General features: G+C 61.9%; 16 protein-coding genes. 1 reads left to right on the top strand and 15 read right to left on the bottom strand.

All coding sequences use genetic code 11. From position 1 onward, the window contains the following. Window positions 1-2: 2 nt before the first annotated feature. The 7 genes from BLV01_RS25370 to BLV01_RS09865 form a co-directional block, all read right to left on the bottom strand. Entirely contained in the window at window positions 3-599 is a 597-nt protein-coding gene (locus BLV01_RS25370) for a hypothetical protein (protein ID WP_139178593.1), read from the bottom strand. A gap of 35 nt (window positions 600-634) precedes the next feature. Next, on the bottom strand, window positions 635-2,668 hold the full coding sequence (locus tag BLV01_RS09890) for a YadA-like family protein (RefSeq protein WP_139178592.1): 2,034 nt from the start codon (window positions 2,666-2,668) through the stop codon (window positions 635-637). Window positions 2,669-2,725: 57 nt separating this feature from the next. Beyond that, window positions 2,726-5,401, bottom strand: coding sequence for a serine/threonine-protein kinase (locus BLV01_RS09885; protein ID WP_256375596.1), 2,676 nt, complete (start codon window positions 5,399-5,401; stop codon window positions 2,726-2,728). 188 nt (window positions 5,402-5,589) lie between these two features. Continuing rightward, on the bottom strand, window positions 5,590-6,150 hold the full coding sequence (locus BLV01_RS26810) for an ECF-type sigma factor (protein WP_091798149.1): 561 nt from the start codon (window positions 6,148-6,150) through the stop codon (window positions 5,590-5,592). A gap of 443 nt (window positions 6,151-6,593) precedes the next feature. Continuing rightward, window positions 6,594-7,508 (bottom strand): alpha/beta hydrolase, encoded by a 915-nt coding sequence (locus BLV01_RS09875; RefSeq protein WP_091798146.1) that lies wholly within the window; start codon window positions 7,506-7,508, stop codon window positions 6,594-6,596. 64 nt (window positions 7,509-7,572) lie between these two features. After that, on the bottom strand, window positions 7,573-8,211 hold the full coding sequence (locus tag BLV01_RS09870) for an SDR family oxidoreductase (RefSeq protein ID WP_091798279.1): 639 nt from the start codon (window positions 8,209-8,211) through the stop codon (window positions 7,573-7,575). A gap of 27 nt (window positions 8,212-8,238) precedes the next feature. Beyond that, on the bottom strand, window positions 8,239-9,138 hold the full coding sequence (locus BLV01_RS09865; RefSeq protein ID WP_254782577.1) for an alpha/beta hydrolase: 900 nt from the start codon (window positions 9,136-9,138) through the stop codon (window positions 8,239-8,241). 206 nt (window positions 9,139-9,344) lie between these two features. Between BLV01_RS09865 and BLV01_RS09860 the strand changes: the two genes are divergently transcribed. Continuing rightward, window positions 9,345-10,115, top strand: coding sequence for an AraC family transcriptional regulator (locus BLV01_RS09860; protein ID WP_217633482.1), 771 nt, complete (start codon window positions 9,345-9,347; stop codon window positions 10,113-10,115). A gap of 859 nt (window positions 10,116-10,974) precedes the next feature. Here BLV01_RS09860 and BLV01_RS26600 read toward each other — a convergent pair. From BLV01_RS26600 to BLV01_RS09825, 8 genes are all read right to left on the bottom strand, one after another. Further along, on the bottom strand, window positions 10,975-12,087 hold the full coding sequence (locus BLV01_RS26600) for a hypothetical protein (RefSeq protein WP_217633481.1): 1,113 nt from the start codon (window positions 12,085-12,087) through the stop codon (window positions 10,975-10,977). Beyond that, window positions 12,062-14,170: a hypothetical protein gene (locus BLV01_RS26595; protein WP_139178590.1), complete on the bottom strand. Its 2,109-nt coding sequence runs from the start codon at window positions 14,168-14,170 to the stop codon at window positions 12,062-12,064. Before BLV01_RS26595 ends, BLV01_RS26600 begins: the two co-directional genes overlap by 26 nt. Window positions 14,171-14,407: 237 nt before the next feature. Further along, window positions 14,408-15,103: a PIN domain-containing protein gene (locus tag BLV01_RS25365; RefSeq protein ID WP_139178589.1), complete on the bottom strand. Its 696-nt coding sequence runs from the start codon at window positions 15,101-15,103 to the stop codon at window positions 14,408-14,410. 2 nt (window positions 15,104-15,105) lie between these two features. Beyond that, on the bottom strand, window positions 15,106-15,822 hold the full coding sequence (locus BLV01_RS25360; protein WP_139178588.1) for a hypothetical protein: 717 nt from the start codon (window positions 15,820-15,822) through the stop codon (window positions 15,106-15,108). Then, window positions 15,816-16,484 (bottom strand): HNH endonuclease, encoded by a 669-nt coding sequence (locus tag BLV01_RS09840; protein ID WP_091798133.1) that lies wholly within the window; start codon window positions 16,482-16,484, stop codon window positions 15,816-15,818. The genes BLV01_RS25360 and BLV01_RS09840 overlap by 7 nt, the downstream gene beginning before the upstream one ends. Before the next feature lie 272 nt (window positions 16,485-16,756). Continuing rightward, complete coding sequence (locus BLV01_RS09835) at window positions 16,757-17,551, bottom strand: hypothetical protein (protein WP_139178587.1); 795 nt, start codon at window positions 17,549-17,551, stop codon at window positions 16,757-16,759. A 58-nt stretch (window positions 17,552-17,609) separates the two neighbouring features. Further along, entirely contained in the window at window positions 17,610-17,831 is a 222-nt protein-coding gene (locus BLV01_RS09830) for a hypothetical protein (protein ID WP_091798127.1), read from the bottom strand. Between the two features lie 145 nt (window positions 17,832-17,976). Next, a complete protein-coding gene (locus BLV01_RS09825; protein WP_091798124.1) occupies window positions 17,977-19,323 on the bottom strand; it encodes a hypothetical protein in 1,347 nt (448 codons plus the stop codon). Window positions 19,324-19,849 lie beyond the last annotated feature (526 nt).

Below are 19,849 nucleotides of genomic sequence, written 5' to 3'. Positions count from 1 at the left end.
GTTCAGCGGCTGCGAAGTTGCACCGGCTGCCCGGTGATCGGCAACGACGCTGGCCGATCGCTCGCCCAAGGGAATTCGCGCGGCAAGTGCGGTACCACGATTTCCGGCCTGAGCGTCGGCTCGGGCCGCTGGTCCACCCGGCAGCCCTCCACCGTGAACTCGCCGCTGCCGGGCGCGCCGGTGCCGCGGCGGTAGAGCACCACACTGCCCGATGTGTTCGGATCCAGATAGATCGCACCGTCCACGGCGCTGGCGTACACGGCGCTACTGCCGTCCATGCGCATCGGGTACCAACCGAATTCGTTCGCGCTGGTGCCGCCGAGGTCGGCAGCCCACATCCCCGGCTGATGCAGGCGCGCGGTGACCTTGTCGACACGCAGATAGCGACTGCCCCAGGAGAAGGACCCTGCGTAGCCCGAGTATCCGGACGGCAACCGCACGACGACGGTCTGGCTGTACGGCCGCAGGCACAGCGATCGCAGCACGGGCGGAGCCGGCAACCAATCGCCACGGGGAGCGGTATTTTCCCGCGCCCCGCAGGCGTGGGGTGCGACGAACGCGATGGCGGCCACAACAGCGCCGAGCAGATCGAGTTTCAAGGTAGTTCTCCGGTTGTGTTTGGATACGGGCGCACTCACCAGCTGTAGCCGGCGCCACCCATCACGCTTCTCTCGCCGCCGCCAAACGCCGCACCGATCGAGACGCTGGCGCGCTCGCCGATCGTGCGTTGGTAGCCGATCGCCATGGCCGCAGCGCCTCCCTGCCCGCCGACGCCCACGCCGATACGGTTCTGCCCCGCGAGGCCGGCGGTGTTCATCGCCATGCCGGCGTAGGCGCCGCTCATCGCCGCCAGCCGGTCGATCCGCCGATCCTGCTGCTGGAAACGGCGGTCGACATCGCCGCGGAAGGTGTCGAATGCATCGCTCAGGGCATTGAAGCGGCTGTCGGTGTAGGCATTGGCCGACGTCAAGGTGGCCGTGGCGGTGGTGTCGGTATAGGTCTTGGCCGAAACCAGGACGGTGGCGTCGCCGCTGGCCATGTCGCCGCGCAGCTCGCGCTCGCGGGTATCGGTGTAGCCGTTGGCCGACTCCAGCGTGGCCAGGTCGCCCGCCTCCATCTGCCGCTTGTTGACCGCATCCATGTCGTCTACAGCGTCGCCGAGGTTCTTGACCTGGGTGCCCGTGGCGGCATCGCCGCCGTTGCCGCCTCCGCCTCCCCCGCCCTTCAAGGTGACGCTGCCTTTACCGGCATCGTCGTAGTACACGGCCAGATCCGCACGCGCCTTGAGCGCGCTCAGTTCGCCGTCGATGGCCACAAACGCATCGCCGGCATTGCCGAAGCTGTTGCCCTGGATGGCGTAAGTCGGGCCGGAGAAAACGCCGTCCGCGTAGCTCGCTCCGCCGCCGAAGGCCGCCGCGACCGGCGCCAGGTTCAGCGCGTTCTTGAGTTGGCGCAGGTTGACCGCATCGGTGTCCTGGGTGCCGTCTTGCAGATTGATCAATTGCCGCTTGAACGCGTTGCTGCCGATGGAAACGGCGTAGTCGCGGTCGGCGCTGGAGTTGTTGCCCAGGGCCACGCCCCAGAACGCGCTGGACTTGGCCCCGAACCCGATCGCGGTGCCGATGTTGCCCGCCAGGACTTCGGCGCCGGTGCCCAGCGCCACCGAGGCGACGCCCAGCGCCTTGGACGCGTACCCGACCGCTACGCCCGCTGCTCCGGACGCATCGGCGGCGCTGCCCAACGCGGTGCTGTTCATGGTCGCCGCCTTGGAATCGCGTCCGAACGCGACCGCGTTCTCGGCCGCGGAGGCGTCGGTGCCCACCGCGGTGGCGTTGTCGCCGGAAATGCGGGTGGCCACGCCCACCGCGGTGGCGCGGCTGAATTCGGCCTGCGAATCGCGGCCGATGGCGGTCGAGTATTCGCCGGTCGCCCTGGCGTTCTGGCCTACTGCGGTCGCCCAGTAATTGCTGGCGACGGCCTGGGCGCCGACCGCGGTGGTATACGCGGTTTCGGCGAAGGCGCCCGCGCCCACCGCGGTGGAGGTCTGGCCGAGCGCGCGGGCGAACTGGCCCAGGGCCGTGCTGTATTCGCCCTGGGCTTGGCTGATATAGCCGAACGCGCTGCTGCCCAGGCCGCTGGCGACGCTGCCGGCGCCCAGCGCGACCGCGTTTTCGGCGCTCGCCGCGGCATCGCCGCCGATGGCGATCGCGTTCTGCGCGGTACTGCTGGCGCCGTCGCCTGCGCTGAAGGCGCGCGCGCCCTCGGCTTTCGATTGCAAGCCGATGGCGACCGCACCGGCCCCGCGCGCACCGTTGCCCCAGCCGAGCGCGACGGCGGAGCGTTGGTCGGTGCCTATCGCGCTGTTGGCGAATCCGAACGCCTGTCCGTACTGAGCGAGGTTGCTGTCGCCGAACGCGGTGTCGCCGAGGACGCAGGTATCGTTGCCGAATCCTCCCTCCTCGCCTTCGTTGCCGCCCGCCCCATTCGGGCAAGCGGCGTGGGCCAGGCCCATCCCCAGACTGAGCGCGATCGCCAGGACCAGCCTGGCACGGCGCAGCTTTGCGGTAGTCATCGTGTCCTTCCTCGGTAGGTAGCGCCGGAATCGCCCGGCACCCCTACGGATCGGAATACGACGCCGGCGACTGACATCGCTGCGCCACAGGCGCACGCCGCCTGCCGCACGGCGCAGAAGCGGCTGGCCGTCAGCGCTCGCGTACCGCCCGGTTCAGGAGAAGCTGTTGATTCCCAACGGCGGCATCGCGCGTACCGGACCGGCGCCGGCCGACAACCCGGCGCGCGCCCGGGCGATGCGGGCCGCATCCGGGCCCGGCCGGCCTTGCGCGCGTGCGGCATCGTCGATCAACAGGTCGGCTTGCCACAGCACCGGGGTTTGCTCGCCGCGCATGGCCGTGGCCAGGGCCGCCCGGTCGGCGGCCATGCGCGCCAACCCGTCGGGGTCGGCACCGCGCAGGCTGCGGACCCAGTCGCGATGCAGCCGGCTGCGCAAGGTGCGCGGATGATCGGCGCCCAGTTCGGTCTGGAACGCGGCCACGGCCTGATCCAGCAACGCGATCGCACCGGCCCAGTCCCGCGCCTGTACGCGGCAGCGGCCGAGACTGTCCAGGGCCTCGCCGGCGTTCACGCTGGGCTTGCCGCCGGTTTGGGCGCGCTCGTCGGCCAAGGCCGCGCGCAGCAGCGGCTCGGCCTGCGCGCAGCGGCGCAGCGACAGCAGGGTTTCGCCCAGTATCCACTGCGAGCGTCCGCGCAACGCGGTGGGCTGGGGATAGCGCTCGCGCAGCAGCCGCACGCCGGCTTCGGCGATCGGCAGCGCCTGCTCGGCGCGCCCCAGGTAAGTCAGCAATTTGGCGCGGACCATTTCGGTCTGGGCGATCGCTTCGGCATCCGCGACTCGCGAACTGCGCTGAGCCTGCAGATTGCGCTCGACCATGGCCAACGCGTCGCCATAGCGGCCGACGCCGGCATAGGCCTGCGCCAACAAATTGCGCGCCACCGAAGTCCGGCTGTAGCTCGGGCCGGAGATCGCCTCCATGCGCGCAATGGCCGGCTCCAACAAGGCGATGGTGTCGTCGACGCGACCGAGCCGGTAGGTCTCGCGCGCCTGGTTGAAGCGGTTGATGAGACGGTCCGGAGTAAGAACATCGGGCGCATGCCGATGGATGCTCTCGACGCGCCGGAACAAGCCGAGCGCCTGTTCGGAATCTCCGCTATCGCTGACCAGCAAGGCGAGGTCGTTGTAGGCTTTGCCGATGCGGCTCGAAGCCGGTGTGCGCGCGGATTCGTAGGCCGCGATGGCGGCGCGCAGATCGCGTTCGGCGTCCTTGAGCCGGCCCAGTTCCCTGAACGCATGGCCGCGCTGGCGCAGCAGGCTCGCAGAAAGCATGTCGCGGTCGTCGTGCCGGCGCGCGAAGGCCAGTTCGGCATTGATCAGGCCGACCAGTTCCCGGTAGCGCCCGCTTTCCGAGTAGGCGTCGGCGAGCAAGCCGACATGCTCCACGTACTGTTTCGGCAGGCGTTCGCGCAAGCCGCGCGACAGCGCCACCGCGCGTTGCGCGTACAGCGAGGATTCGCGGTGCAAGTCGAGCGTGCCGTACACCGACGCGATCACGCCCAGCAACTCGGCCTTGCCGATCGGATCGTCCGGAAAGGCGCTGTCGACACGGGCCGCGGCGCGATCGAGCAACTGCACGGCCGTCAGCTGGGTGCCGTAACCGCCCTCCTCGGCATCGCCGAAGAACAGGTTTTTCATGAAAGCCAGCACCGCTTCGCTGCGCTCGCGCTGGACCCGCTCCTGTTCGGCGCGGTACAGGGAAAACGCACTGCCGACCAGCAAGGCCAGCGTCGCCAACGTGGCCATCGCCACGCCCCAGCGGTTGCGCCGTACGAACTTGCCCATGCGGTAACCATAGGTGTCGCCGCTGACCGACACCGGGCGGCCGTCGAGGAAGCGCCGCAGATCGGACGCCATCGCTTCCACGCTGGCATAGCGGCGCTCGGGCTCCTTGGCCAGCGCGGTCTGCACGATCCGGGTCAGATCGCCGCGGACGAAGCGGCGGAACGCGGCCGGCGTGGTGTCGCGGCAGGCGATGCGTTCGCCGACTTGGATCGGGTCGCCGGCGACCAGCGCGCGCTCCAGGCGCTCGGCGGCGTGCGCGGCGATCGCCTCGGTGGCGCCGCGCAGATCGGCCTTGGCGAAATGATAGGGCAGCTGCCCGGCCAGCAATTGATACAGCAATACCCCCAGGGCATAGACGTCGGTGGCCGCCGTGATGGCGCCGCCGGATACTTGCTCGGGCGCGGCGTACTCCGGGGTGAAACCGGCGCACATGTCGGTGCGGGTGGCACGTTCGTCCGCGTCCAGGCGTTTGGCCACGCCGAAATCCAGTACCCGCGCGCGGCCGCTGCGGTCGATCAGGATGTTGTCGGGCTTGAGGTCGCGATGCACGACGAAACGCTCGTGCGCGTGCTGCACGGCCGCGCATACCTGCAGGAACAGCGCGATACGCTCGCGCAAGCCGGTGCGCCGCGCATCGGCCCATTCCACCAGCGTCTGCCCGTCGACGTATTCCAAGGCGAACCAGGGCCTGCCGCCGGCGTCGAGGCCGTAGTCGAGCAGGGCCGGAATATTCGCGTGCGAAAGCTTGGCCAGAATGCGCCGCTCCTGCACGAAACGCTCGGCCAGGGCGCTGCGCTCCCAGCGCTGCCGCAAGCGTTTGATCGCCGCACGCTGGCCGGCGCTGCCATCGTCGCGCCGGGCCGCATACACGCTGCCCATGCCGCCGCGGCCGAGCAGCGTTTCCAGGCGCCACGGCCCCAGGCGCTCGCCGATGGCGGCATCGTCCGCATCGTCGTCCTCGCCGCCTTCGATGTGCGGCAACGACATCACGCCGGCGACTCCCGCGTCCAGGCCGCTTTGCAGTGCATCGGCGGCCAGCATCCGCCGCAGTTGCGCGCCCAGTCCCGGGTCGTCGGCGCATTCGCTATCGACGAAGGCGTCGCGCTGCGGCCCTTCCATATCCAGGGCGCGGTCGAACAACTGCGAGAGCCGCTGCCAGCGTTCCTTCTCGCCGGTCACGGCACAGCGCCCAACTGCGTCAACAAGAACGCGCGCGCTTTGCGCCAATCGCGATAGACGGTGCGCGCGGCGACCCCGAGATGCTCGGCGATTTCCTCGAACTCCATGCCGGCGTAGAAATGCAGTTCGACCACGCGCGCCAAGCGCGGGTCCAATGTCTCCAGCGACTGCAGGCTGCGCTCTATATCGAGCACATCCACACAAGAGTCGCTGGCCGCGGCGACTAGGTCCGTAGCCAGCGTGACCCGAGCCTGATCGCCGCCGCGCTTGGAAGCGCCGCGCGCGCGCGCGTGATCCACCAGTACGCATCGCATCGCCTTGGCGGCCAAGGCGAGGAACGGACCGCGCTGACTGACATCCAACTCGACGCCATTGAGCTTCAAATAGGCCTCATGCACCAGCACGCCGGTGTCGAGCGTCCCGCGCGCCGCCCCTCGCAACTCGCGCCGGGCGATGCTCTGGAGTTGCGCGTACAAGGCCTCGAAACGTGCGCGAAAGCCGGCGTCTTCCCATTGGGCGGCTGGAATCAAGGTTTCGGCGGCGGCACTGACGATCATGGCGACATCCCTGCGGCATATCGAGTCCACTTACCACTAATGGCATCGCCGCGCCATGTTTTTGACTGGGACCGCTGGTCGGCTGCCCCCTTGCCCAACTGGCGAGTAGCGATGGCTTGCCAACCGGAATCGGGCCTGCCTATTCATTTTTCCTGGGCAGTCCACCTCGGCTCACATCGCACCCTCGATGCTACGGAATGAAATCGCTGCACGCAGGGGAGGCGAAGTCCGTCGTGCAGGAGGCGACGTTCGACCACTGCCGCTACTCACCGCCAAAGGGCCTCACGTTGCTGGATGCCCGCCGAGACGTGTGGCGCCAGACACCATTACGACCGAGCGCGTTCGCATCGCCTCGGACTTGCATCCAAAATACAGCCGAGCATTTCTTAAATGAACGATACGTGCCGAATCGGCTACCCAATTCGGCACGGACCCCGTTCGACCTACAGTTTCTCGTTGAAGAACGGCCCCAGCTTCGACACCGCTTCGTCCACTTCCTTCTCGCCATCGTAAAGCTGCATGTGGTTCGCTCCTTTCACCACATGGAACTGCTTGTCCTTGCTGGCGGCGCGCTTGTACAGATCCTCGCTCATCCATTTGCTGCCCGCCTCGCTCCCCGCCACAATCAGCAGAGGCTGGGTTAAGAACGCTTCTGCCTTGCTGTAGGCGTCGTACGGAATGATCTGGTTGAGGCTGCGCGTCGTCATGTAGCCGGGCGCGGTCGGGTACTCGGCGCGCGGGGTATGGTAGTACTCCCACGCTTGGCGCAATTCCTCGTTGGGGGCGTCTTCTTCCTTCAGCGGGGCCAGCGGAAATGTGGCGCTCTCTCCACCGGCGGCATCCGCTGTACGCGCCTTGGAACCCATCGCCAGCACCGCCGCTACATCGGCATCGCTGACGGTGTTTTCCCATCCATTGCGAAACATCGAGCCGATATTCACCGCACTTACCGTACCCACCGCCTTGATGCGCTGGTCGTCGATCGCGGCATTGGCGGTATAGCCGGCGCCTGCGCAAATGCCCATCGCACCGATGCGTTCGTTGTCGACGTAGGGCAGCGTGGTCAGATAGTCGACCACGGCACTGACGTCCTCCGTGCTGACGGCCGGGTTTTCCTGCTGACGCGGCAGCCCCGTGCTCTGGCCTTGGTACGAACGGTCGAAGGCGATGGCGATCAATCCCTGCCCGGCTAGTTTTTTCGCGTAAGTTCCGGCGGTCTGCTCCTTAACGCCGCCACCAGGGTGCGAAACGACTACTGCCGGATACTTCTTGTTCTCGTCGAATCCCTTCGGAAAATTGATCACCGCGGCGATGGTGATGTCGGGGTTGTTGGTGTTGGTGAACTTGACGTTTTTCATCTGGCTGGCTCCTGCAGGGAAGGTCACGCCCTTGCCCAATCCGGGATTCGGCGCGATGCATGGATCAATAGAAGGATGGCTTGTCCCCATCGGTTCCGGGTTTGTTGACGCCGACGTTGCCGCGCGAATGAAGCTCCGGCGCGCGGACGATCTTCACGATAAGATCGGCGACACTCGCGCGCGATACCTCCGTGCCTTTGAACGGCAGTCCCTTTTCCGTGATCTCGTAATCCACCTCATCTTCCTCCTGTAGCCAGGCCGGGCGCAGAAGGGTGTAGTCGAGACCGGATGCTTCGATGGTGTCGGCGGCGCGTCGGAACGGCCTGAGTTCCTCGCCGATCATCGTGTTGTTCCATTGGCCGAACTTTCCGGGGACCTCGTCGTAGATCCCAAGCGACACGACGAAAATCAGGCGCTTGACGTGCGCGTCCTTCATCGCCGCGACCACGCTTCTCGCCTGTCGGTCGATATCGCTGCCGGTCAGGTTGGCGTAAATCAGATCCTGCCCCTCCATCGCCTGCGCCAATGCCGTTGCATCCATAACATCGCCTTGCACTACACGCGCATTGGCCGGCGCCTTGTTGCGCAGCTTGCGGGGATGCCGTAGATAGAGGGTGAGCCCGACGCCCTTCGAACCCGCCAGGCGCTCGATCACGCGGTGCGCGATCCGACCGCTCGCGCCGAGGATCAGCACATTGCTCATGGCCACAATCTCCATGTACTCGTTCGACTACAAGTGCTTGCCGAGGAAGGGCAGGATTCGCTGCATAGCCAGGCCTACCGGCTCGTCTTTGTCGTACAGGTCGTAATGCGACCAGCCCTCCAAAGAAACGAGCTGCCGATCCTTCGATGCGGTGGAACGACCGTAGGCTTCCATGCCGTCGCGATAAGCGCCGAAGGCGCCGACGTTCTGCCCGATCACCACCATCATCGGTTGCGTCATCAGCGATTCCACGAACGAGAACGCATCCCAAGCCAGGGTGCTCTGCGCACGGCTAAACAGCATCCGGGTCCATCCGCCAGGTTGCTGGCCGCGTGGCGTCTTGTAGTAGTCCGTGGCTTCCCACACGTCGCGCTCGATCATGCCCGATGCCGTGGCCGCTTCCGGGCTGGCCGGGAGGAGTTCGTTGATCTGGTGCGCCCCTCCGCGCGCCTCATGAGTGCGCTGGGCCGCCATGGCGTCGAGTGCGCCGATCGGGTCGTACCCGCTGAATCCCTCGCGGAACAACCGACCGATGTTGACCGGTGTGATCCCGACCACGGCCTTGATCCGCTTTTCGGTCAGCGTGGCATTGAGCGCATATCCGCCGCCGCCACAGATGCCCAGCACACCAATGCGGCCGGCATCGACATAGGGCAGCGTTACCGCATGATCGATGACGTGGCTGATGTCCTCGACCCGCTGCGTCGGATTCTCGATCCAGCGCGGCGCACCGCCGCTGTCGCCCTGATAGCTGGCGTCGTAGGCAATAACGACATAGCCCGCTTCGGCGAGGCGTCTTCCATAGACCGCGCTGGAGGTCTGCTCCTTGCAGCTACCAAAGGGATGCACGCTGACGACAGCGGGATACCGCTTTGATGCGTCGAAGCCCGGTGGGAACAGGATCAGTGCGGCGATGTCCCACGCCATGTCTCGGTTTCGAATCTGGACGTTTTGCACAGTGGCTCCGGCTGGATGGCGGCGCTAGGGCGGGAGCTCAGCTTGGCGATCCGTCACCACCGATCCTTGCCCATTTCAACGCGTTGTTTGCATAAAACATCGCAACCGGTGCTAGGGTCCGGACGACCAGGACATACTGCTCGCCTCTGCCCGCAAGCGAGGCACGGGAGCCCCCGATGCACCCGACTGAAGATACTGAAACCACTCCGGCCCCCGTCCGGGACATCGCCCGCCTGATCGCCAGGCATGCCCCCAACGCCGGCGACCATCCAACGGGTATTCCCGCCCTCTCTCTCCACCGACGACACGGCCCTACAGATCCCGTGCCGTGTGTCTACCCCCTCGGACTGGTGCTGATCGCACAGGGCGCCAAGCAGGTGCTGGTCGGCGAACGCATCCTCAATTACATGCCGGGACACTCCATGGTCGTCTCGCTGGAGCAACCCGTGATCTCGCATGTGACCCGCGCGACGGTACATGCCCCCTTCCTGGGCCTGTTGCTGAGGCTGGACCTGCGTCAGATCGCGAACGCGGCATCTGCAATGGAGCGCTCGCCGCAACCAGAGCCTGGCCGGCTCGACATCTCGATCGAACCTCTGGAACCTGCACTCTTCGAAGCCTTACAGCGACTGGTCGGCCTGTTAGACGAGCCGGAGGTCGCCTCTTCTCTGGCTCCGCTGATCGAGCAAGAGATCGTCATCCGCCTGCTGCAGGGGCCGCATGGCAGCCACCTTCGCCAATTGCTTCTCGAGGACTCGCCCGATCGGCAGATCGGCGGCGTTATTGCCTGGATGAAGCAGAATTTCAGCTCGGCGTTTCGAGTCGAGGGCTTGGCCAAACGCGCAAACATGAGTACCACTGCATTCCGCAAGCACTTTCGCGAGCAGACAGGAATGAGTCCATTGCAGTATCTGAAGCAACTCAGTTGCAAGAGGCACGCCAACTGATGCTCAACCAGGGCATGGATGCCGGGCGCGCCGCCGGTATCGTCGGCTACCAGAGCGCTTCTCAGTTCAGCCGCGAATACGGCCGACTTTTTGGTGCGCCGCCGCAGCGAGACCTTCAGCGAGTGCGTTCTCGCAAGCGAAATTCAGAAGGTGCTTTGTCCGCCTGATCGCAACCATCCATTGGTTCGTAGTTTGAATCCTGCGCAGCAGGTTGATCGCGATAAAACCCGTCGAAACGACCAGCCGTAACCCATTGATCCGTAAGACCCCTAAAACCGATCCACTGGCCGGCAGTCCACGGGAAGGGAGAAAACGGAGAAAGTTCGGCGGAATTTTCGCCAAATCAGGGGCTGTGGATATTTGACGAGTCCACAGGCCTGCGACGAAAGAGCCGGAAACAAGGCCTTTTCGCGAGGAGTGCGGCGGACAGGCGCGGTTCGACCGCGGGGGAATGGTGGAGCGTGGGCAACCGGAATCCAACTCTCTTGATTACCCAGGGTTATCCACGGTTATCTAGAATTATCCACGATCATGATCGTCTTGGCGACCGACCGGTCTCCTTCAAGCATCGCCTCGGCTGATCGGCGCGCGGACCGCCCCGGGGGGCGACCGCACTCCGAAACATCTTCGGGCCGTCCGCAGCTCAGGCCGCGGCGGAAGCTAGGCACTGAAGGGGTTGGGGCGGAAATGTACCGGCTCCCGTAGCACTTCCGACGGCTATCGGCCATAGGCGGACATGCGCAAACGCCTCAGTTAGACCTATCCGTGAGACCAATACCCAAGTGGCGCAGCGCCGGGATGACTCCCAGCTCGATGGTGTGCTGGGCAAAGTTGTGAAGGCTTTGTTCCGTGCCTAGCTTCAAGGAGGTCTTAGCCCACGCGGCCCCAGGAACATCAGTTTTGGGTCTACAGGGCCGACCTCGGCGGCAACCTTCACGCTGAGGGCTCGCTTAAGCAAAAGCAGATGTTTTAGCAGAATGGGCTGGGCTTGGCCCGGTGCCAGAACCATCGGCATGAGCAGATAGGCACCCACACGCTCATATTCTGTCAGAAACCGGCTGAGATTGACGTCATCGGCCGGCTCCATCGACAGCGATCGAGAAACCACCGTCGATAAGCCCACCCGCGAGTCGGCGTCGGGCAGACGAGATGTCAATACCATACCGTAGTGCGCCGGATGCACGGTGGAATACTGTCGAATAATTCCGATATAGATTTCCTCGGCCTCGTCACAGTCGCCGAAGCGCTCGCGCCAACGCTCGAAGATCCTGGTTGCAGCTACTTCGTCCTTAAACATCAGCGCCAGGAAGGGTGGTGCCGTAAGGCCGAAACTTCCGTACGCGGCCCCTGACCACGCCGCCTGATCCCACAGGTGCACGTCGATGACCGAGCGCACCTGGACCTCGAGATGGTCCGTTACCTTCCGGAAATCGTCGTCAGGATCCTCCGTCGCCGACGACGAGGGGGGCATTTGTGGTGCTTGCGGGATCACGGTCGGCCGATCGACCCTAAGCTCGTACTGCCGGGGCGAATGCTCGCCCCATTTGTCCAGTCGAGCGACGCCTCCGAAGATGCGGCTCCGACTCAAGCACAGGGATCCGATCATAGCCAAACGATCCCCGGCCGCGCCGCCTTGCAAAAGTTGCGATGCCGCGTCTCCATGACTGCGCGTTTGACACGTCGCCCAGAAGACGGTCGCGGCGACCTCCAGCAGCATGCGCTGGAAGTCCGGATAGACCTTGGACGAGCCGGGAAAGTTTCCCACTGGACATCGCACTACCATGCGCATGCGATCGAGATCGGTCTCGATTACGAAGCTGGTGACCTGATCCTCGATGACATGTATGTCAAAGCGCTCGACATGCCCGAAGGCGTCCAGCTCGAAAGCCGTGGCAAAAAACGCCTCCAGCGCACCCACGATGGCCTCGGCGACGATGATGGAGGTGTTAGTGGGCGCATGCGCGATATCCATACGGACGCCGAGCACCGCCGTCGCTCGCGACCTGCGTTTCGCCGGTGTTGAAGACAGCCGGCCGCCATCTAGAAACTCCAGTGGACTGTCCGGCCATTTGGGCAAACAGACCTGCAACGCCGTCGCGCGTTTCGCTCTCGGGAATCCATCCGTCGGCTCGCAATTGATCTTCGTATCCCAGTCGGTACATCAAGGCGGACCAACTGTGCCGTAGCCTGAGTCCGCGGAGGACGTCGGGTACCGACGTCAACTCCCTGAGTTCCGCGTCAGTTAGGTTGACCACCTCACACGCGAGCACCAAGTCAAACGATTCCAGCTGCTTGCTCGCACGCTCGACGGATTTTTCATCGAACGGCAATGCCGTCAAGCAGCCTCGGGCGACTTGAATAGTGTCAAGCACCTCGGGTAGGTACTTGAGGGAAAGGGCCATCCACGCAACATTCATCAAGATTGGGAAGACGCTGACGGGAAGCACACCCCCATCTTCGGCGTCGACGAACACCGTGGCCGCTGCGGACGTGGCGCTCGCCCGGGCTGCCCACCCCAGCCCGGCGCTCTTGTACGCAATCGCCAACTCGGCTAGTGCGCTGACCTGCTCTTGCGCATACTCCTTTTTAGAGAGTAGGTGCGCGGCCCGTCCGAGCAGCCGGATCAATTCCATGTTCTGGTCTAGCGAAAGCTGGTTGGCGCGCCGCAGTAAGACCAAAGCGCCCTCACCTTCACCGGTGCACTTACTAGTGAAGTTTGAGAGGTGGTCCACGAGGTGACGATATCCCCGATCGTCACCGGCCACTTGGCCGAAACGCTCGATCAACTGCGACAGCCGCGAGGCATCGAACTCCCCGAGCCCCTCCGCTCGAGTAAGGACCTCAGCGAACTGCGGCCACAACGCTGACAGCGCATCAATATCTTGCGCAAGCAGCGCCCGATTGACTTCGATTGTCAAGAAGGAAACCCGGGCCTCAAGCGCGTTATTGGGTCTCTCGGCATCGCCCAACAACCCCACCAGCCGGGCCGACAGCCGCCTAATCCGCCGCTCCAACTGCACCTGCTCGGACGTCTGTTGTCCGCCGATCACCGCGTTGAAGAGCAACTGGGCCAAGTTGCACAGCTGTTCTAGATTCGAAGCTTGCGAATCGTCGATTACCAGAGTTTCGAAACTGTCGTATCCCGACAAGACGGCCTGGAGGTCGTCGAACCACCAGAATGCAGTCCACAGTGACTCATAGCGGGCCGTCAGTTGCTGGCAGTAGGTACCGCCATCGTCGGCCAATCGAATCGCGCGCAGGAATCGTCCTTCGACATCGGTCCGAGGCAACTCCAAACCGCGTGCCAGTTTAGCGGCCACCAGTGCTTCTGTAGCTCGATGAATGTGCATGCCTTCAAAAGCCGTCGGGTCCGCCAGTTCCCGCTCGATTTCAGTCAACTGCTTGGAGCGCGAATAATCCGACGGACCCAGATCACGGTCGCTGGACTCCTCACCAATACCAAGGTAGTGAAAGGCTAGGTCGCGACGATCCTTATCAATGACCTCGTCGATGATCCAAGCCCGATCGTGAATCGTGACGGGTATGCCGTGCTTCTTAGACAGGTCGTCTTCCAAGCGGGCGCGGTCCTTGGCGCGCGCCGCACGGGATGTTATGAAGATGATCCGCTGGTAGCCTCGATCCGTCGCGGCGATGCCCGCGACATCGGACTTGGCCTTATCCGACCAAGTTTTCTTCGCGCTGAATGCGAACGCCCACCGCTCACCGCCGGTGTTGGCGATGCCGACGTAGGTAAGCTTGCTGATCTCGTCTACGACCGGGGTGGTCTCCGTATCTGCCTTACTATCACCGCCACCTTCCGGTCCGGTGGCGGGTCTCAAGTTCGGACAGATGGCACGCTCGCACAGCTTGCGACAAAACAATTCAAAGTCATGGGTCTGGTTGCGCTCGGTGAGCGTGTCCAGATGGTGGGACAGGACTTCCGCCCTGAGCCGGTACTGAGTGCGAGCTGTCGAGTCCGAATAGAGCTCTGGCCGCAATTGACGCATGAACTGCGATGGCGTTGGTGCTTTTGCGGGATCCCTCGACTCCATCATGCACCTCCTGTGAGTAATGGCTCGAATGGCGCCCACGCGCCGCCCAGCGGACCAGATCACCGTCACCGTTGCTGCCAGATGATCGGCTACGTACCTCCTGCCGTTTGAACCAGGGGACTGGCGAGCGCCCTATCCGCGCTTCGATTCATTCAAGGCCGAATTTGAAGCGTAGCAGGTGCGCAGCGGGCGTCGCTCTACTTCATGCATACGAATCGCCCATCACGAGAGCCTCTCCAATCAGACCGGAAAACCTAAAATGTGCCGGGCTAGCCCATAACCATGCGCATACTCAATTCCAAGCGCCTTGAACTCAACATCTAACTCCGCGCGAAGCTTTGCTTCATCGCGATATTCTTTCACGTTTGATGACAGAAACACTACTTTTTCTGAATGCCCCGCTTCGCGCAAATCTCTTATGTTCTGCAAGTAAGTCTCGATCACAACGCAGTCCTTCATTGAATCCTTGCCCATCCTTGCAGGCGCGCGTGCTTCGCACATGCGCAAATAGGCCCGACTGGCTGCGTCATCAGGTTGTTGCGTCAACATCGTCGCTTGCAGCAGCAAGTCCACTTTACCTTTCGCTCGCGCGACATGTCCGTCCCAGTGGTCAGTGACGAATATATTCTCCGCACCAAATTCTGCCGCATGTGCGTTTACTTGCTCAATTTTTGCAACAAATTTCTTCAGTGCGATCTCAGCCTGCTTACTGACCTCGTCAACATGCTCGCGGAACTCCGTATGCACCTGGGGAGCCATAAATAAGGCGAGGCGACCGGCTTGAGCCTGATCGAGCAACTTCATCGCCTCGCGAGGTCGTAGATCCCTCATATCGTCGCGCGTGGGCTCGCGAATCAAATCAAGAATCGAACAAGTGTCCATACAAAGAACGGGGACATTTCGGGCCGCAATCCCGGCGACGTCGAAGGGCTCCATGATCAATCCTTGACAACGTACTTACCGAGTAATTCCCGGCCTAGCTCATACTCGGACTCAAGTTCGCGCGCTATCTCCTCGGGCCACTTTTCAGCCTCAATCAGCCAGCGTGACAATCGACCGGAAAGATTAGAGCGATCTTCATGCGCGGCGATAATGAAATCAAGCCATCGATCCCGGTCATTTGGATGCCCAGAGCCGGTTGATCTGTTCGCGCAAGCGGAGAATACTTCCAGCTTTCGAACACCCTGAGGTGAGAGCCAATCAACCAGCCCCTGAAAACCACTCGTGTGCTCCACGCGCAATTCGTTCGCATGAGCGACAGGCTCCAGGACCTGAGTTGCAAAGTCCTCAAGTACCAAGTTGTACTCCGAGTAACTCAGACGCCCTGAAGCAGTCGGCACGATGTTCGACACCCGCATCGAATCACCCTTCCCCCAAAGAATCAGTTCCGTTTTCGGGATGTTATCTAATTGCTCTCGTTCAAAAGCAAAAAAATCAGCAGGCACCCCAAACGATTTCTTTGCCATATCTTCCCGATCATGCGCATGACGCCACGTATGTCCATCCGCTTGCCGTACGAGCATCCCTCCAACTTCGACAACAGGAATTGAGCCACAGTGAAGAGTTAGCTCACTGAACACCTCGATGACCGATGGCTTCGTCATTTTTTTGCCCCAACGATATGTATGAAAAACCGCATCGATATTGCCTACCAAAGTTCACATCGGCTATGCATCAAATTTGAAGAAAGATACCGCGCCCATTTCAGCGCAACGGAGGAATTTTTGACTTCGCCAAGTATCGCAGGATCGTAACCATGATGCAGCCCTGCAAGCTGATACAACCCGATATCTACTTCGTTCTTTAAATTCTGATTACAAGCTTCGCAAAGCGTAACCAAATTTCCACTACTCGTCTCGCCACCAGCGGAGTACGGTACAACGTGCTGTAACGTGAGGCTTTCGGCCGATCCACACAGCAAGCATTTATTTTTGTCCCTGCTTAATATCCGCTGCTTAGCTCGGCCGCGGTAGCTCCTTTTAACCGCCGATGGCGAGGCAATTTCGACGCTGACAAAGGAACCATAGGCGGACGAGATACATCGTTGACTTCGGAGCCATTGAGGCATTTTTTCCTGAGCGAGCTGCTGCTCGACAATTGCCCACCCTTGAAGACGCAACCAGCGCTCATACGCCTTATCAGTAACCACTAAAGAGCACGACCGCCCCATTTCAGCCAAAGACTCTTCGAATTTTTTATAGACGATTGTCGAAGGCGCCCTTACCTCAAAGCGCTCATAGTGCTCAATGTAATGGGAAAAGGTGGAAAAGTACGCGTATCCACCGCAGAAATGCTTGAGATCGAATGCATAGAACATATTCTTTGAGCTTCAATTTAATTAGCTAGCCGAATCGCTCAGGGTTTCATAGACATCTTGCAGCTACAACTGGTCTGCCAGAGGATCTACGACCACTCGGAGCGCGACGTCTACACCAGTCAAGAAGGCACGGGACCGAAGCCCCCTGCACCGCCGCGCCCGTAGCTTTGCCTGCCAGACCAGCCCCCCTCGATCGCCCCCTACCTCAATCCCGCGTCCCCAGTCTGCTTGGGAACATCTTGCCGCGACGCGTCGCCGGCAACCGATCCGACCTACCTGCGCCGGTTGCGCTTGGGTCCGGGGCTGAACTTCGAGCCCAAACCCTTCCGCTCGCCGGCCACATCCGGGAAGACCTCCACGATCCTGTCGGTGGCCGCTTGCAGAATGCCGGCGCAGATAAGCATGGCTACAGCTAGGTACATGCGGTCGGGGTCGCACTCTAAGCCTGTTCCACGACCATTGGGCTCCATGCGCAGGAACGAAACGGGGTGGATGTGGGAGTGCTGTGACCAAAGGTCCCACAGAATGTCGAAGCCCGCCTTGTCCATTCCTACCAGCTCCACCAGCTGAGCTCGGTCTAGGAACCAGGCTTTCTTGCCGGCCAGGCACTGAGCCTGCACAGCCGGCGACAGTTTCAGGAAGAATGGGATGGAGCGCAGGCGGACTTGTAACTCATCGCGCTGCTGCTCGAACCACAACCGCTGCTGCTCACTGCCGGCAAACATTTTCAATCGGCTGCAGCAGTCGTTGAGTTGAAGTAGCGTGATCCGCGCCCTGCCCTCTTCTAGGGACTCGTCCGTCCGCTGCATGAAATAGGAAAAGTACAAGTTGCCTTCCAACAGGGCGCGGGCATGGCAGGCTAGGACATTGAACCCCCACTCTTGGTGGTCGGTTTTGACCCAACGAGAATGAGGTACGGCCCGCATCGCCGCTATGCCATGCGAACACATGCGCGCGAATAGATACGTCCCGTAGCCGACACAAGGCGGCGCCATGCGCCCGGCTTGAGCTTGGCCCACGGCGCTAGCCTCGCACACGGCCTTATCAAGGCATTCGAGTGCCAGCATGTAGTCCTCTCGCCTCGACGACTTAGTCGTCATCAGGCGCCGGGCCAGTGCCTCAACGTCACTCATCCAGCCGCGCCTCCCGGCACTGCTTTGCCAGATCGCTGGCGGACAGTGGCGCGCTCTTGGCGCGGGCATCGGCCACGGCTAAGGCCGCCACCTTCGTCGCCTGCTCTAATGCCTGCTTGGTCATGCCGTCCTCTGTCCAGTCCTCACGCAATGCGGCTACTGCCACCAGCGCTTCCTTGCCAGACAGGTATTGCATGCAGGTCAGAATGACCATTGAGTGCCGGTAGCTTCGCGAAGGAAGCGGCCGGCCTCCTTGTCAGTCATGCGGTCAAACAATACGGCCGCCAGCGTTATCGACGCCAGCTTGACCTTGACCAAGGGTGGGAGCTTCTCCTTCGGTGGATTGAGATTGTGGTCCCTCACGGCTGACGACTCTCCGCTAAGCCCGAACTCAACAGGTCACTGTTCCCCAAATATTGCCGTAAGACCGACTCGGGCTGCTGACCATGAAATAGGGCTCGGAAGATCACGCCCGCCAGCAACATCATTTCCCTGCCAGCGAGTGAGAACATCAATCCTTTGCCCCGATGAACGATCGGCTCGGCACCAGCGGCCTTCGCTCGCCCAAGTTCTTTTCGTGTCGCGTAGCGCACGTCCATCCCCGCCATCTCACACACTTCGATCAGTCGTGGAATAGAAACAGCGACGCAAACATTCATGCGCCCGAAGACCAGATCAATCTTGACCTCATCCGCCAGAGCCCCGGAGAACACCGGCGGCGCCAAGGGGACGTGCATGCAATCTGCCAATCGAATGATGTGGTAGTCCTGCTCCACATCCCCCTCAAGACTCAATGCCATGAGGAACATCATGTGCCCGCGGGAAGCCAAATCTCCTGCATAGGCGCCTAAGAAGATGGGCCCCTGCACGTCATAGGCCCAGCTCTGCGTCTCTTTCGCCTTCTCGGTGAGGTTCCCCAGCGCCTCATCCCAACTTGCCATCTCAAAGAACGGCTCCGGAATTCGGATTTCCTCTCCTGTGTCTGGATCCTTCGCCTTACCCGTAGCCATGACATCTCGCAAGTAAGTCATGCGGGCTTTCTGACGTAGCATACGATCCATCTGCTTTACGGTCTTGGGGCTCTCCGTTTTCTCGACAATCTCGCGGAAATGCTCGCAACCAGATGCCTCGTAGAACATCGCCAGATCCAGCACGTGCTTGTTGTGCTTTCCTTCCTTGACCTCGATGTACGAAGTGCGCCGGTCCGCAGACACGCTCATGATGTCGCCCACCTGGACAAAGGAGGTCAGGTCGGTGATGAGCGGCATGCACCCAGGGTCCTGCTCCCGAAGCTCCCGGGCCACACGAAGGACAGACTCGAAATTCGACTGCGACAGGTCAGGCTGCCTCTGGAACTTGTAGATACGGCGGGCATAGCACAGCTGGCCGCTCAGCATTCCCCACGCGATGGTATCAGCGACTGCCCGGAACAACAGTTCCTCAGATACGTCCAGGGGCTCTCCCGTGGCGATACGACCAGCCATCCTTTCCTGAGCCGCAAACATTCCCTCGTGGGCCAACTCGTGAAACTTGCGCCGAAAGTTCGCGTCCGTCTTGAGCCGCTCGGAGTTCAATTCATCCCACAGTTCGCGGCTACCAGCACACGCGAGTTCTAACAGCTCGCGTGCAAAGGGCTCCAAATCCTTGCGAAGCGTCATGAGCCTGAGACGTTTCTCGATCTTCTCTGGGATCTTGGGGTCGATCATGTCACTCCCGCTAAGACGTCCAATGGCGTCACATCCTCAACTCGCTATCGCCCATCCGTGTCGCAGCACAGCAATGTCGTCAAGTGTTCAACTGCGACAACATCTTTGCCAAATGTCGCCGTGGCAGGATGATGAGGCGCTCGGTCGAGCTGCAGGATGTAGACCGCGCTCTGAGCCCCCTCCGTATTGTCTCTGGTCTCGACCAAATTGACTGATCCATCAGCCCCAGGGCTCATCGTAGGGATTTAGCTCTCAAAACTTCAAGCTACATATTGGGCCCTTAGATCTGCGAAACAATCTATTAATACCATCAGCTGCTAATAACATCAGCTACCCGCGGATTCGAGGGACATAAAAACGGCAAAAGCGCGTGCGACCGGCCACGCCTCAATCTCGCCGTTGCCAGTTTTGAAATGAAGATCAGACTATGAATTTCGCAGAATTCCAAGTTATGTTCCGGGAAGAACCATCCCCCGGCGATGAGCCGCAGTCCCCCTCCCCACGCCCGGCATGATCGTGCGTTCGT

This window comes from Lysobacter sp. yr284, assembly GCF_900107375.1.
Lineage (GTDB): Bacteria > Pseudomonadota > Gammaproteobacteria > Xanthomonadales > Xanthomonadaceae > Lysobacter.
The sequence above is the reverse complement of the archived record's forward strand: the minus strand, read 5'-3'. Positions and strand labels throughout refer to the sequence as shown.

Coding starts and splice junctions, on each gene's coding strand:
- BLV01_RS26600 (WP_217633481.1), bottom strand. CDS start 12,087: ATGGATATCGCGCATGCGCCCACTAACACCTCCATCATCGTCGCCGAG.
- BLV01_RS09835 (WP_139178587.1), bottom strand. CDS start 17,551: ATGCTGGCACTCGAATGCCTTGATAAGGCCGTGTGCGAGGCTAGCGCC.
- BLV01_RS09840 (WP_091798133.1), bottom strand. CDS start 16,484: ATGTTCTATGCATTCGATCTCAAGCATTTCTGCGGTGGATACGCGTAC.
- BLV01_RS09865 (WP_254782577.1), bottom strand. CDS start 9,138: ATGGCGTGGGACATCGCCGCACTGATCCTGTTCCCACCGGGCTTCGAC.
- BLV01_RS26595 (WP_139178590.1), bottom strand. CDS start 14,170: ATGATGGAGTCGAGGGATCCCGCAAAAGCACCAACGCCATCGCAGTTC.
- BLV01_RS09825 (WP_091798124.1), bottom strand. CDS start 19,323: ATGATCGACCCCAAGATCCCAGAGAAGATCGAGAAACGTCTCAGGCTC.
- BLV01_RS09870 (WP_091798279.1), bottom strand. CDS start 8,211: ATGAGCAATGTGCTGATCCTCGGCGCGAGCGGTCGGATCGCGCACCGC.
- BLV01_RS09860 (WP_217633482.1), top strand. CDS start 9,345: ATGCACCCGACTGAAGATACTGAAACCACTCCGGCCCCCGTCCGGGAC.
- BLV01_RS09875 (WP_091798146.1), bottom strand. CDS start 7,508: ATGAAAAACGTCAAGTTCACCAACACCAACAACCCCGACATCACCATC.
- BLV01_RS25365 (WP_139178589.1), bottom strand. CDS start 15,103: ATGGAGCCCTTCGACGTCGCCGGGATTGCGGCCCGAAATGTCCCCGTT.
- BLV01_RS09830 (WP_091798127.1), bottom strand. CDS start 17,831: ATGGTCATTCTGACCTGCATGCAATACCTGTCTGGCAAGGAAGCGCTG.
- BLV01_RS09885 (WP_256375596.1), bottom strand. CDS start 5,401: ATGTCGTTGCCGCACATCGAAGGCGGCGAGGACGACGATGCGGACGAT.
- BLV01_RS26810 (WP_091798149.1), bottom strand. CDS start 6,150: ATGATCGTCAGTGCCGCCGCCGAAACCTTGATTCCAGCCGCCCAATGG.